We start from the raw sequence: 12,284 nt of genomic DNA, 5'->3' as shown, positions 1-12,284 counted from the left end.
GCTTTATCATTTCGCCTTTTGGTACTCCTGTCATAAACGGCATAGAGCAAGGGGGCTGGACATAATGGAACTGAAGGCGGGAATGCGCTGGGCGCTCGGGGCGGTGCTGGTCGCGGCGGCCACGTCGGCTGCGATGGCGCAGAACAAGGTCGTCAACGTCTACAACTGGGCCGAATACACGGCCCCGGACACGATCCCGGGTTTTGAAAAGGAAACCGGCATCAAGGTCCGCTATGACGTCTACGACAGCAACGACGCATTGCAGGCCAAGCTGCTGGCCGGCAAGTCGGGTTACGACGTCGTTGTCCCGTCCACCCATTACGCCTCGCGCCAGATCGAAGCCGGCCTGTTCCAGAAGCTGGACAAGTCCAAGATCCCCAACTGGAAGTACCTGGATCCCGAAGTCATGGCGCTGGTCGCCACGGTGGATCCCGGCAACGAACACGCCATTCCGTGGGGCTACGGCACCAATGGCCTGGGCTACAACGTCACCAAGGTCAAGCAGATCATGGGCGACGACGTGGACTTGGCCAGCTGGGACATGATCTTCAAGCCCGAGAACGCCGCCAAGCTGAAGGAATGCGGCATCTCCATGCTGGACGAAGCCGCGCAGGTGTTCCCGGCCGTGCTCAAGTACCTGGGCAAGGACCCCAACAGCACCAACAGCGCCGACTACCAGGCCGCGATGGAAGTGCTGAAGAAGATCCGTCCGTACATCCGCCAGTTCAGCTCGTCGGGCTACATCGACGAACTGGCCGTGGGCGACCTGTGCATGGTCTACGGTTTCTCCGGCGACGTCATGATTGCGCGCAAGCGCGCGCAGGACGCCAAGAAGCCTTATGGAGTGAACTACTTCATTCCGAAGGGCGGCGCGCCGGCGTGGTTCGACCTGATGGTCATCCCCAAGGATGCGCCACATCCCGAAGAGGCCCACGCGTTCATCAACTACATCGAAACGCCGAAGGTCCACGCAGCCATCACCAACACCATGTTCTACCCGAACGCCAACAAGGAAGCGCGGCAGTTCGTGAACAAGGATGTGGCTGAAAATCCCATGATCTACCCGCCCGCCGAGGTCTCCAAGACCCTGTACGTGATCAAGGCGTTGCCCTTGAACATTTCACGGCTGCAGAACAAGTTGTGGTCCGAGCTGAAGTTGGGAAATTAGTCATCATGAACGATAGCCGTTACTCGGCGCAGCACGCGGCGGACCCGGACGAGTTCGTCCGGGTCTCCGATGTGGTAAAGATCTTTGGCGATGTGGTGGCCGTGCGTTCGGTCAACCTGTCCGTCAAGCGAAACGAAATCTTCGCGCTGCTGGGCAGCTCGGGCAGCGGCAAGTCCACCTTGCTGCGCATGCTGGCGGGCTTCGAGGAAGTGACCTCGGGCCAGATCCTGCTGGACGGCGAGGACATCACCAGCGTGCCGCCGTACCGCCGGCCCGTGAACATGATGTTCCAGTCGTACGCGCTGTTCCCGCACATGACGGTCGAGGCCAACGTGGCCTTCGGCCTGAAGCAGGAAGGCGTGGACCGCGCCGAAATCCATGATCGCGTGTTCGAGGCGCTGGACCTGGTGCAGATGGCGGGCTATTCGCGCCGCAAGCCCAACCAGCTTTCGGGCGGGCAGCAGCAGCGCGTGGCGCTGGCGCGCAGCCTGGTCAAGCGTCCCAAGCTGCTTTTGCTTGATGAACCCATGTCGGCGCTGGACAAGCAGATCCGCCAGAAGACGCAGATCGAACTCGTGAAGATCCTGGAACAGGTCGGCGTGACCTGCATCATGGTCACCCACGACCAGGAAGAGGCCATGACCATGGCGCACCGCCTGGCCGTCATGACCGAAGGCCAGATCGTCCAGTGCGGCACGCCGCAGGACGTGTATGCCTTCCCGAACTCGCGCTTTGTCGCCAGCTTCATCGGGTCGACCAACATGTTCACGGGCACCATCGTCGTCGACGAGCCCGATCATGTGGCCATTGAATGCGACGAACTGACCCGTCCGCTCTTCGTGAACCACGGGGTCAGCGAACCCCTGGGCATGGAAGTGCACGTCTCCATCCGGCCCGAGCGCCTGCTGGTCTCGCGTGAACAACCGGACGGCGAATACAACTGGGCCCACGGCATGGTCAGCCACATGGCCTGGATGGGCAGCTACGCCCTGTATCAGATCCGCCTGGACTCCGGCAAGACGGTCGAGGCCAGCGTGCCCAGCCGCCTGTTGGCCCAGATGGACGCGCCGGGCATCGACGAAGAAATCTTCGTGAGCTGGGACGCCGACAGCGCAACGGTGCTTGCGTCATGATCCGCTTTTCGCCCCGCGAGTGGCTCCCGTCGGGCAGGGCCCTGGCGGTGGTGCCGCCGTTCGCCTGGCTGGTGCTGTTTCTGCTGCTGCCGTTCCTCCTGGTGCTGAAGATCAGCTTTGCCGAAATGAAGTTCGGCATTCCGCCGTACACATCGCTGGCGCAGTTTCAGGACGAGGCGATCCAGTTCAGCCTGCACCTGCGCGGCTACATCCTGCTGTTCACGGAAAACCAGTATTTCCGCACGTACCTCAGCTCGGTGAAGATCGCCGGCATCACCACGCTCGTCTGCGTGCTGATGGGTTACCCCATTGCGTACTACATCGCCCGGTCGTCGGCGCGCGTGCGCAACCTGCTGCTGCTGGCGGTGATCCTGCCGTTCTGGACATCGCTGCTGTTGCGCGTCTATGCCTGGGTGGGCATCCTGCGCAACGACGGGCTGCTCAACAACCTGCTGCAGGGTCTGGGCCTGATCTCCAGTCCGCTCGAGATCTACCGCACCGACCTGGCCGTGTACATCGGCATGGTCTATGCCTACCTGCCGTTCTTCATCCTGCCGCTGTACGCGACGCTGGTGAAGATGGACCTGCGCCTGCTCGAAGCCGCCTATGACCTGGGCGCCCGGCCGTGGCAGGCGTTCTGGCAGATCACGGTGCCGATGTCGCGCCAGGGCGTGATCGCGGGCGCGATGCTCGTGTTCATTCCGGCCGTCGGTGAATACGTGATCCCCGAAATGCTGGGCGGCGCGAACACGCTGATGATAGGCCGCGTGATGTGGAATGAATTCTTCAACAACGCCGACTGGCCGATGGCGTCGGCCGTGACGTGCGTGATGGTGTTGCTGCTGCTCGTGCCGTTGGTGTACTTCCAGTACAGCCAGGTCAAGCAGCAGGGCGGAGACCGCAAATGAACGGTCCGAACAAGACGCTGCGCGCCGTGGTGCTGGGGCTGGGCTACTTCTTTCTGTACGTGCCCATCCTCAGCCTGATGGTGTTTTCGTTCAACGAGTCGCCCTCGGTCACGTCGTGGACCGGGTTTTCGTTCCGCTGGTATCACTCGCTGGTCAATGACGACGCGCTGTTGCGCGCCGCCTGGCTGTCGTTCCGCATTGCCGTGCTGACGGCCACCGCGGCCGTCGTCATCGGCACCTGGGCGGGCTATGTGCTGGGACGCATGGGCCGGTTCCGCGGCTTTGCGCTGTATGTCGGCATGCTGAGCGCGCCGCTGGTGATTCCCGAAGTTGTGCTGGGCATCTCGCTGCTGCTGATGTTCGTCGAGGTGCGCGGTGCGCTGGGCTGGCCCGAGCAGAACGGCATGTTCACGATCTGGGTGGGGCACGTGACGCTGTGCATGGCGTTCGTGGCTGTCGTCATCCAGACCCGCATCCGCGACCTGGACCGCTCGCTGGAAGAAGCCGCGCTGGACCTGGGCGCCACGCCGATCACCGTGTTCTTCAAGATCACGCTGCCGCTGATTGCGCCCGCGCTGGCGTCGGCCTGGCTGCTGTCCTTCACGCTGTCGCTGGACGACGTCGTCATCGCGTCGTTCCTGTCCGGCCCCGGCTCCAGCACGCTGCCCATGGAGGTCTTCTCCCGGGTGCGGCTGGGCCTCAAGCCCGAGATCAACGCGCTGGCCACCCTGTTCATCCTGGCGGTGGGCACGTGCGTGATCCTCGCCAACCGCATGCAATGGCGCAAGGAGTCCGAATCCAAATGACGCAAACCACCCTGTATGGCCTGACCAAGTGCAGCACCTGCGTAAAGGCGCGTGACTGGCTGACCGAGCATGGCGTCGACCACGCCTTCGTCGATTACCGCGACGATCCGGTGCCGGCCGCCACGCTCAAGTCCTGGGCCGAGCAGGTCGGCGGCTGGGAAAAGCTGGTCAACCGCGCCTCGATGACCTGGCGCAACCTGCCCGAGGACCGCAAGACCGCCCATACCGACGCCCAGTGGACCAAGCTGATCGCCGAGTACCCGGCCCTGGTGCGCCGTCCGGTCACCGTCACGCCGGATGGCGAGGTGAGTGTTGGTTTCAGTGAAAAGCGCTACGGCGAACGATTCGCCTGAGGCCCGCGGCGGGGCCGGGCAGGCCTTGCCGGACGCCTTCTTCGACCGCGACGCGGCTCAGCTGGCGCGCGAGTTGCCCGGCAAGGTGATCCGCCACCGGGTCGGCGGCCTGTGGCTGTCGGCCCGCATCATCGAGACCGAGGCCTACTACCTGGAAGAGCGGGGCAGCCATGCCTCGCTGGGGTACACCCACAAGCGCCGCGCCCTGTTCATGGACGGCGGCACCATCTACATGTACTACGCCCGCGGGGGCGATTCGCTGAACTTCAGCGCGGGCGGCCCCGGCAATGCGGTGCTGATCAAATCGGCTTATCCGTGGACCGACGCGCTGTCCGGCCCCGAGTCGCTTGAACGGATGCGCGAACTGAACCCCGATGCGCAAGGCCGGCCCCGGGCGCTGGGCGCGCTTTGCGCGGGCCAGACGCTGCTGTGCCGGTCGCTGGGCCTGAAAGTGCCTGAATGGGACGCCCGCCGTTTCGATCCCGAGGCCCTGTACGTGGAAGACGTGGGCGAGTCGCCGCCGTATCTCATCTGCACCACGCGGCTGGGCATTCCGGCGGGGCGCGACGAACACCTGAGCTACCGTTTCGTGGACCCGGCCTACGCCGCGTTCTGCACGCGTAACCCGCTGCGGCGCGGGCAGCGCGCGGGACAGGATTACGTGTGGGTGGACCGGCAGGGCATCGTGCTGCCCGAGGCGCCGGCCGGCGGCTAGACGCCGGCTTCGCGCATGCGCCGGGCCAGCGATTCGCGCAGTTCGGCGTACTTGCGCTGCAGGCGGCGGCGGTTCAGGCGCTTGCTCCACGCATACAACGGGATCAGCGGCAGCACGCCGAAGCCGTCGATCAGGTACAGCCCCTTCTTGCCGTCGGCGTTCAGGCCCACGGCGATGTTGCTGGTCGACATGTCGTGCACCACGACGTGCGCATCGGCCAGATCATCGAAGAACGCATCGAGCTGCGCTTTCAGCGCATCGTCGAGCAGGCCTTTCATGGCCAGATCGGTCACGGTCGGCGCCATGTTGCCGGCTTCGTCGGTGATCTTTTCGACCACCAGCCCCAGGCCCAGCGAGGTCTGCGCCACCCCGACGATGCGCGCCATGGGCACCTGCCACACGCCGGACGGGCGCGTCGTGGTGGTGACGTATTCCGAGATCTCGTTCAGGTACACGCGGTAGGCGCTTTCGCGCTGATATTGCTTGTACCAGCGCTTGAACGGCCGCGCTTCCAGGTAGATCGCCCGCGCGCGCATGTCCATGACCTTGACGAGCAGGGCGGGCGAGTGCGGGTGCTGGAAAATGTGCCGGTCTCCGCCCGTGGCAAGCGGCGTTGCCGAATCCAGGTTCAGCGGTCCGAACACGGACTGGAATGAGACGGCAGGCGTGCAGGCGGAGCGGTCGGCGGAGTTCAAAGAAGCGAGGGGTATCCATGCAGATGGCCGCCAGTTTAATCCTCTTGCTCCCGCCGCGCCTTCACGCTGGCTGAGCAGGCTGGAAAGGGGGGCGGAATGGGACCTACAATTCGCGCTTTGGAGACGCCTTTCTTGAACGATATTCTGCTTTGGGTCGCCGCCGGCGGCGCCGTGCTGGCCTTCGTGGCCGCCGTGCTGGCCTGGCTGCGCCCGTCCGCCACCGATCCCCGACTGGACGCCCTGCTGGAAGGACTGGAGCGCACCGAGCGCGCGCTGCGCGCCGACATCGCCGAAGGCCAGCGCGGCCTGCGCAGCGAGTTTTCCGAATCCACACGCGCGCTGCGGCAGGAACTGGCGCAGTCGCACGGGGATCTGCGTGCCGGCCTGTCGCGCGATGCGCAGGCCGCCCGGGCCGAATCCGCCGAATCGCTGTCGCGCTTTGCCGCCGGCTTCTCGGAACAATTGCAGGGCCTCATCCAGATCAACGAACGGCGCCTGATGGAAGTGCGCGCCACGGTGGATCAGCGCCTGCAATCCCTGCAGTCGGACAACAGCGCCAAGCTCGACGAAATGCGCCGCACCGTGGACGAGAAGCTGCATGCCACGCTGGAGCAGCGGCTGGGCGAGTCCTTCAAGCTGGTGTCCGACCGCCTGGAAGCCGTGCACAAGGGGCTGGGTGAAATGCAGGCGCTGGCCGCCGGGGTGGGCGACCTGAAGCGCGTGCTGACCAACGTGAAGTCCCGCGGCACGTGGGGCGAAGTGCAACTGGCGCGCCTGATCGAAGACAACATGACGCCCGATCAGTACGCCAGCAACGTCAAGCCGGTGCCGGGCAGCGACGCGGCCGTGGAATTTGCCATCCGGCTGCCGGGGCGTGGCGACGGCGGCGATCCGGTCTGGCTTCCGATCGACGCCAAGTTCCCCAAGGAAGAATACGAGCGCCTGATGGACGCGCAGGAAGCGGCCGACGCCGAGGGCGTCAAGGTGGCCGGGGCCGCACTGGGCCGCGCGGTCGAGGTCCAGGCGCGGCTGATTGCCGGCAAGTACATCGCGCCGCCCCACACGACCGACTTCGCCATCATGTTCCTGCCCACGGAAAGCCTGTATGCCGAGGTGCTGCGCCGCCCCGGCCTGCTGGACAAGCTGCACGACCTGCGCGTCAACGTGGCGGGCCCGAGCAATCTGGCCGCGCTGCTGAACAGCCTGCAGATGGGATTCCGGACGCTGGCGATCGAACAGCGTTCCTCCGAGGTGTGGCAGGTGCTGCGGGCCGTCAAGACCGAGTTTGGCAAGTTCGGCGAATCGCTGGCCAGCGTCAAGAAGACCCTGGACACCGCCAGCAACAAGATCGGCCAGACCGAGGTGCGCACCCGCGCCATGCTGCGCAACCTGAAGGGCGTTGAAGCGCTGCCGGAAGCCGATGCGCTGCGCCTGCTGGGCGGGGCGTCGGCGGACGCCGCCGATCCCGAGGACGACGACGCCGAGGAACCCCGCGCGCCGTCGGCCGGCGCCGTCTGAACAGGCAAGCTGGGGCGCGCCCGTCGCCGGGCGCGCTTGTTGGCCGCCTTGACTGCCGATATCCTCATGCATGCGGCACTTCGCCGTCGATACCTGGAGCATCGTCAGCATGAGCATCGCCGAACGCCATGATTCCTCTTCTCTCGACGCGACGGCGCTAGGCGCCGACATCGCCCAAGGCGCCACCACCGCGCTGACTGCCATGCAGCAGGCGGTCGAGCGCGTCGCAGTGCGCAATCCGTCCATCAATGCCGCCTGCGGCGTGCAGGCCGAAGCCGGGCTGCGGCTGGCCCAGGCGCTGGACGACGAACTGGCGTCGCTGACGCCCGAACAGCGCCTCGCCATGCTGCGCGATCGGCCGTTCCTCGGCGTGCCGACCCTGCTCAAGGACCTCGCCACGGCGGCCATCGGCCTGCCCAGCGCGATGGGGTCCGTGCTGTATGGCCAGGTCACGTGGAACCTCGATGGGGACATCGTCAAACGTTACCGGCGCGCCGGGCTGATTCCGTTCGGCCGCACCACCAGCGCCGAGCTGGGCCTGAGCCCCACGACGGAGTCGCCCGTCTATGGCCCCGCCACGCAGAATCCCTGGAAAAAGGGCCACAGCGCGGGCGGCTCCAGCGGCGGCGCCGGCGCGGCGCTCGCCAGCGGCATGGTGCGCATCGCGCATGGCAGCGATGGCGGCGGATCGATCCGCATACCCGCGTCGTGCTGCGGCGTGCTGGGCCTGAAGCCCTCGCGCGGCCTCATGCCGCTCGGTCCGCTTAAAGGTGAAGGCTGGGGCGGCCTGGCCACCGAACACATGATGACCCTGTCCGTGCGCGACTGCGCGGCGGCGCTGGACATCAGCGCGGGCGCCGACGTGGGTGCGCCCTATGCCGCACCCGTCCCGCCCGCGGCGTCCTATCGCGGGGTGGTGGCCCGGGTTGCCGCCGATCCGAGCGCGGCGCCGCGCCGGCGCATTGCCTTCATCAACACCACGTACGAAGGCGAGGCCATTCATCCGGATGTTGCCGCGACGCTGGACGAGGCGGCCCGGTTCTTTGCCTCGCTGGGGCATGAATTGGTGCAGGAGGCACCGCCCGTCGGCTCCGAGGAAGTCCTGTCGCCGATGCTGCCGCTGATCGCCAGCGCGGCCGCCAACGCCATCGACAGCTTCGTGGCCGCGCGCGGCAGGCGCCTGGCCGCTGACGAACTGCAGCCCACCACGCTCGGCGCGCGTGAATATGCCCGCGCGATCTCCGGTGCGCAGTATGTGGCCTGCGTCGACACCTGCCACGAGATCACCCGCCGCATCGGGCGTTTCCTGCATCGGGATGGCGCCCAGGGCTATGACCTGTTCCTGAGTCCGGTGCTGGCGTTGCCGCCCGCGCCCATCGGCCGCTACGCCATGGACAACGCCGATTATCTGGCCTACCGTCTGGGCAAGAAGGGCGTCATCGGCTATTCGCCCTTCGCGCCGTTGGCGAACCTGACCGGCATGCCCGCTATCTCGATTCCGTTTGGCATGTCCGCGGACGGGCTGCCCATCGGCATCCAGGTGATGGGACCGCTGGGCGCCGAGGCGCAGCTGCTGGAACTGGCGGCGCAGGTCGAAGCGCTGCGGCCCTGGCCCTTGACCGCGCCCATGGCCGGGTAGCGGCTGCGGGCAACCCGCGCCGCCGCGGCCGTTCGAACCAGGGAGACTCCATGTCATCGTTCGCGACGCATACCGTGTTCAACCAGGTGCCGCCCCTGGAAGACTATTCCCTGTACGACACCGATCCGGCGCTGCGCGAGGCCGTGCGCCGCGAGGGCGCCGAAGCGTGGGCGGGCGACCTCGCCGCGCATGGCGCCTGGCTGGGCCGCGCGCAGACGCTGGCCGCGGGCGCCGAGGCCAACCGCTGTCCGCCACGTTTGGTCAGTTACGACCGGGCCGGCCATCGGGTGGACCGCATCGACTTTCACCCCGCCTGGAACGTGCTGATGAGCGGCATCATGGCGCGCGGCCTGCATAGCCGCGCGTGGATGCAGCCCGCGCCGGGCGCGCAGGTGGCGCGTGCCGCCGCCTACTTGATGCAGGGCCAGGTCGAGGCCGGCACGCTCTGTCCGACCACCATGACCTTTGCCGCCGTTCCGCTCTTGCAACGCGAGCCTGCCGGCGTCGTGGACTTTGCGGGCCAGTGGCTGCCTGCGCTCTACGCCCGGGATTTCGATGGCAGCGATGCGCCGCTCACCGCCAAGCGCAGCGCGCTGATCGGCATGGGCATGACCGAAAAGCAAGGCGGCTCCGACCTGCGCGCCGTTACCACCCGTGCCTCGCCGCTGGGCGCGCCAGGGCGCGGCAGCGCCTATCAGCTGGTCGGACACAAATGGTTCTTTTCGGTGCCGCAGGCCGACGCCCATCTGGTGCTGGCGCAGACCGATGAGGGGCTGAGCTGCTTTTTCGTCCCCCGCTGGATACCGGATGGCCCGCGCAATGCCGTGCGCGTGCGGCGCTTGAAGGACAAACTGGGCAACTGGAGCAACGCCAGTTCGGAAGTCGAATTCGAAGACGCCTGGGGCGTGATGGTCGGCGAACCCGGCCGCGGCCTGACCGTGCTGCTGGAAATGGCGGGCACCACGCGGCTCGATTGCGTGCTGGGCAGCGCGGCGCTGCTGCGCCAGGCGCTGGCGCAATCGGCGCATCATGCGCGGCATCGTCAGGCATTTGGCAAACCGCTGATCGAACAGCCGCTGATGCGCAACGTGCTGGCCGACCTGGCGCTCGAAAGCGAAGCGGCCATGGTGCTGGCGCTACGTCTGGCGCGGGCTGTTGACGAACGCAGCGACGCGGCCGCGCGCGCGCTGGTGCGTGTCGGCACGCCGGCCGCCAAGCTGTGGGTCTGCAAGCGCGCGGTCGCCGCCGTGGCCGAGTGCATGGAGGTCTGGGGCGGCAACGGCTACGTCGAAGAAGGGCCGATGCCGCGCCTGTACCGGGAAACGCCCGTCAATTCCATCTGGGAAGGTTCGGGCAACGTCATGGCGCTGGACGTGCTGCGGGCGCTGCAGCGCGAGCCTGACGCGCTGCCGGCGCTGGACGCGGAATTCGCCCGCGCCGCCGGCCAACACCGGGAGTTCGACGCGGCGCTGGCGCGTTGGCGCGCGCTGCTGGCCGATGGCGAGCAGGCGCCATTCCAGGCGCGTCGCATCGCCGCCGGTCTGGCGCGCCTGTGGCAGGCCGCCTTGCTCATCGAGCACGCGCCCGGCGCGGTGGCGCAGGCCTTCGTCGGCAGCCGCCTGCAGGAAGCGTCAGGCATCTTTGGCGAATTGGCCGCCGGCGTCGACACGCAGGCCATCCTGTCGCGCGCCTGGCCCGCCATCGCCGCGTGCTAAATTTCCCGGCTCAAGCAACTTTTCCGCACTTCTACCGCCATGCTCTCCCAGCAAGAACTCAAGCAGCAAGCCGCCGACGCGGCCCTGGAATTCGTCGAACAGGTCGCCGGCCCTGACGTCATCATCGGCGTGGGCACCGGTTCCACCGCCGATCTGTTCATCGATGGCCTGGCGCGATTCAAGGGCCGCATCGGCGGAACGGTCGCCAGCTCCGAGCGCAGCGCGGCGCGCCTGGCCGGCCACGGCCTCAAAGTGCTGGATCTGAACGACGTGTCCACGATGCCCATCTACGTGGACGGCGCCGACGAGATCAACGCCGATCTGCACATGATCAAGGGCGGCGGCGGCGCGCTCACGCGCGAGAAGATTGTGGCCTCGGTAGCCGAGCGCTTCATCTGCATCGCGGACGAATCCAAGCTGGTCCAAACGATGGGCAAGTTCCCGCTGCCGCTCGAGGTCATCCCGATGGCGCGCGAATCCATGGCCCGCGCACTGACCGCGCTGGGCGGCCAGCCCCGCCTGCGCGAGGGCTTCGTCACCGACAACGGCAACATCATCCTGGACGTGTCGGGTCTTTCCATCACTGACGCGCCCGCGTTCGAGGCCATCGTCAACAACCTGCCGGGCGTCGTGACCTGCGGCCTGTTCGCGCTGTCCGGCGCCGACGTGGCGCTGCTGGCCACCCAGAACGGCATCCGCCGCCTGGACCGCCGCGCCTGAGTCCGGTTGTGATGCGGGTCCCGCCGCTCCGTCTTGCGGGGCGCGAGGCCCGCATTCATAATCCTGTCACACTTGGGTCATAACCTTGCGGGTTGTGCAGGCCCATCTCGTAACCTCTCTACTTTCGGGGCAATGCAATGAGATCAACCACGCAGGGAGCCCGGATGACGGAGCATACAAACAAGCAGTTCGACGCCGATCTGGAAAGCGTCCGTTCGCAGTTCTTGCAAATGGGCGGCGTGGTGGAAGCCATGATCCAGGAAGCGATCGACGCGCTGGCCAGCGGCGACATGTCGCTGGTTGAAAAGGTTCGCGAGCGGGAAAAGGAAGTCAACCGCCACGAAGTCGAGATCGACGAAAGCATCAGCCGCATCCTGGCCCGGCACCAGCCCACCGCCATCGATCTGCGCATGCTGATGGCCGTGTCCAAGATGCTGACTGACATGGAACGTTCCGGCGACGAAGCCGAAAAGGTCGCCACCGTCGCCCGTCGCGTCCACGAAGGCGAACTGCGCCACATTCCGGTGATCGAACTGCGCCACATGGCCGCCAACGTGCGCAACATGCTGCACCAGGCGCTGGACGCGTTTGCCCGCCTCGACCCCATCCAGGCCGCCGCCGTCGTGCGCAGCGACAAGGAAGTCGACAAGGAATGGAAGGGCGCGCTGCGTCACCTGATCACGTACATGATCGAAGATCCCCGCACGATCTCACGCGCCATCGACATGATCTTCATCGCCCGCGCGCTTGAGCGCATCGGCGATCATGCCAAGAACATGTCCGAACGCGTGATCTACATGGTCAAGGGCGCCGACGTGCGCCACACCGGCGTGAAGAACACCGAGCGCCTGGCGCGCGGCGAAGAAGAAACCGAGGACACCTCGGAGCAGTAAACAGAAAGACCGGCTGCCGCT

Annotated in this window: 12 protein-coding genes; 11 read left to right on the top strand and 1 reads right to left on the bottom strand. The window is 66.5% G+C overall.

The genetic code is table 11. The features are described 5' to 3' along the window. The first annotated feature begins 64 nt into the window (after positions 1–64). From B3098_RS05405 to B3098_RS05380, 6 genes are read left to right on the top strand one after another with little or no spacing between them, the layout of a single operon-like run. Positions 65–1,168, top strand: coding sequence for a polyamine ABC transporter substrate-binding protein (locus tag B3098_RS05405; RefSeq protein WP_286892253.1), 1,104 nt, complete (start codon positions 65–67; stop codon positions 1,166–1,168). Between the two features lie 5 nt (positions 1,169–1,173). Then, the gene (locus B3098_RS05400; protein WP_175138744.1) at positions 1,174–2,301 is read left to right on the top strand and encodes an ABC transporter ATP-binding protein; all 1,128 of its coding nucleotides are present in this window, start codon (positions 1,174–1,176) and stop codon (positions 2,299–2,301) included. Further along, positions 2,298–3,209: an ABC transporter permease subunit gene (locus B3098_RS05395; protein ID WP_175125746.1), complete on the top strand. Its 912-nt coding sequence runs from the start codon at positions 2,298–2,300 to the stop codon at positions 3,207–3,209. The genes B3098_RS05400 and B3098_RS05395 overlap by 4 nt, the downstream gene beginning before the upstream one ends. Then, positions 3,206–4,015, top strand: coding sequence for an ABC transporter permease subunit (locus B3098_RS05390; RefSeq protein WP_056567137.1), 810 nt, complete (start codon positions 3,206–3,208; stop codon positions 4,013–4,015). The genes B3098_RS05395 and B3098_RS05390 overlap by 4 nt, the downstream gene beginning before the upstream one ends. After that, the gene (locus tag B3098_RS05385) at positions 4,012–4,368 is read left to right on the top strand and encodes an arsenate reductase (protein WP_286892247.1); all 357 of its coding nucleotides are present in this window, start codon (positions 4,012–4,014) and stop codon (positions 4,366–4,368) included. The genes B3098_RS05390 and B3098_RS05385 overlap by 4 nt, the downstream gene beginning before the upstream one ends. After that, on the top strand, positions 4,337–5,083 hold the full coding sequence (locus tag B3098_RS05380) for a DNA-3-methyladenine glycosylase (RefSeq protein ID WP_286892245.1): 747 nt from the start codon (positions 4,337–4,339) through the stop codon (positions 5,081–5,083). The genes B3098_RS05385 and B3098_RS05380 overlap by 32 nt, the downstream gene beginning before the upstream one ends. On the opposite strand, the gene B3098_RS05375 is transcribed toward B3098_RS05380, so the two are convergent. Next, entirely contained in the window at positions 5,080–5,778 is a 699-nt protein-coding gene (locus B3098_RS05375) for a PhoP regulatory network YrbL family protein (RefSeq protein WP_246282971.1), read from the bottom strand. The two genes, B3098_RS05380 and B3098_RS05375, sit on opposite strands and share 4 nt — an antisense overlap. A 132-nt stretch (positions 5,779–5,910) precedes the next feature. On the opposite strand from B3098_RS05375, the gene rmuC reads away from it, so the two are divergent. The 5 genes from rmuC to phoU all read left to right on the top strand — a co-directional run bounded on the left by rmuC (position 5,911) and on the right by phoU (position 12,263). Then, positions 5,911–7,296 (top strand): DNA recombination protein RmuC, encoded by a 1,386-nt coding sequence (gene rmuC, locus B3098_RS05370; RefSeq protein ID WP_175125740.1) that lies wholly within the window; start codon positions 5,911–5,913, stop codon positions 7,294–7,296. Between the two features lie 70 nt (positions 7,297–7,366). Continuing rightward, positions 7,367–8,935, top strand: coding sequence for an amidase (locus B3098_RS05365; RefSeq protein WP_286892240.1), 1,569 nt, complete (start codon positions 7,367–7,369; stop codon positions 8,933–8,935). A gap of 50 nt (positions 8,936–8,985) precedes the next feature. Beyond that, on the top strand, positions 8,986–10,650 hold the full coding sequence (locus tag B3098_RS05360; RefSeq protein WP_279975648.1) for an isovaleryl-CoA dehydrogenase: 1,665 nt from the start codon (positions 8,986–8,988) through the stop codon (positions 10,648–10,650). Between the two features lie 39 nt (positions 10,651–10,689). Next, a complete protein-coding gene (rpiA, locus tag B3098_RS05355; protein WP_286892238.1) occupies positions 10,690–11,370 on the top strand; it encodes a ribose-5-phosphate isomerase RpiA in 681 nt (226 codons plus the stop codon). A 164-nt stretch (positions 11,371–11,534) separates the two neighbouring features. After that, positions 11,535–12,263 (top strand): phosphate signaling complex protein PhoU, encoded by a 729-nt coding sequence (gene phoU, locus B3098_RS05350; RefSeq protein ID WP_175138741.1) that lies wholly within the window; start codon positions 11,535–11,537, stop codon positions 12,261–12,263. Positions 12,264–12,284 lie beyond the last annotated feature (21 nt).

This window comes from Achromobacter sp. UBA2119 (genome assembly GCF_002331005.1).
GTDB classification, from domain to species: domain Bacteria; phylum Pseudomonadota; class Gammaproteobacteria; order Burkholderiales; family Burkholderiaceae_B; genus Achromobacter; species Achromobacter animicus.
The sequence above is the reverse complement of the archived record's forward strand: the minus strand, read 5'-3'. Positions and strand labels throughout refer to the sequence as shown.

Bases quoted from the DNA above. Each gene is read 5' to 3' on its own strand.
- B3098_RS05385 (WP_286892247.1), top strand. From the start codon at position 4,012: ATGACGCAAACCACCCTGTATGGCCTGACCAAGTGCAGCACCTGCGTA.
- B3098_RS05395 (WP_175125746.1), top strand. From the start codon at position 2,298: ATGATCCGCTTTTCGCCCCGCGAGTGGCTCCCGTCGGGCAGGGCCCTG.
- B3098_RS05400 (WP_175138744.1), top strand. From the start codon at position 1,174: ATGAACGATAGCCGTTACTCGGCGCAGCACGCGGCGGACCCGGACGAG.
- B3098_RS05360 (WP_279975648.1), top strand. From the start codon at position 8,986: ATGTCATCGTTCGCGACGCATACCGTGTTCAACCAGGTGCCGCCCCTG.
- phoU (WP_175138741.1), top strand. From the start codon at position 11,535: ATGACGGAGCATACAAACAAGCAGTTCGACGCCGATCTGGAAAGCGTC.
- B3098_RS05365 (WP_286892240.1), top strand. From the start codon at position 7,367: ATGCGGCACTTCGCCGTCGATACCTGGAGCATCGTCAGCATGAGCATC.
- B3098_RS05390 (WP_056567137.1), top strand. From the start codon at position 3,206: ATGAACGGTCCGAACAAGACGCTGCGCGCCGTGGTGCTGGGGCTGGGC.
- B3098_RS05405 (WP_286892253.1), top strand. From the start codon at position 65: ATGGAACTGAAGGCGGGAATGCGCTGGGCGCTCGGGGCGGTGCTGGTC.
- rpiA (WP_286892238.1), top strand. From the start codon at position 10,690: ATGCTCTCCCAGCAAGAACTCAAGCAGCAAGCCGCCGACGCGGCCCTG.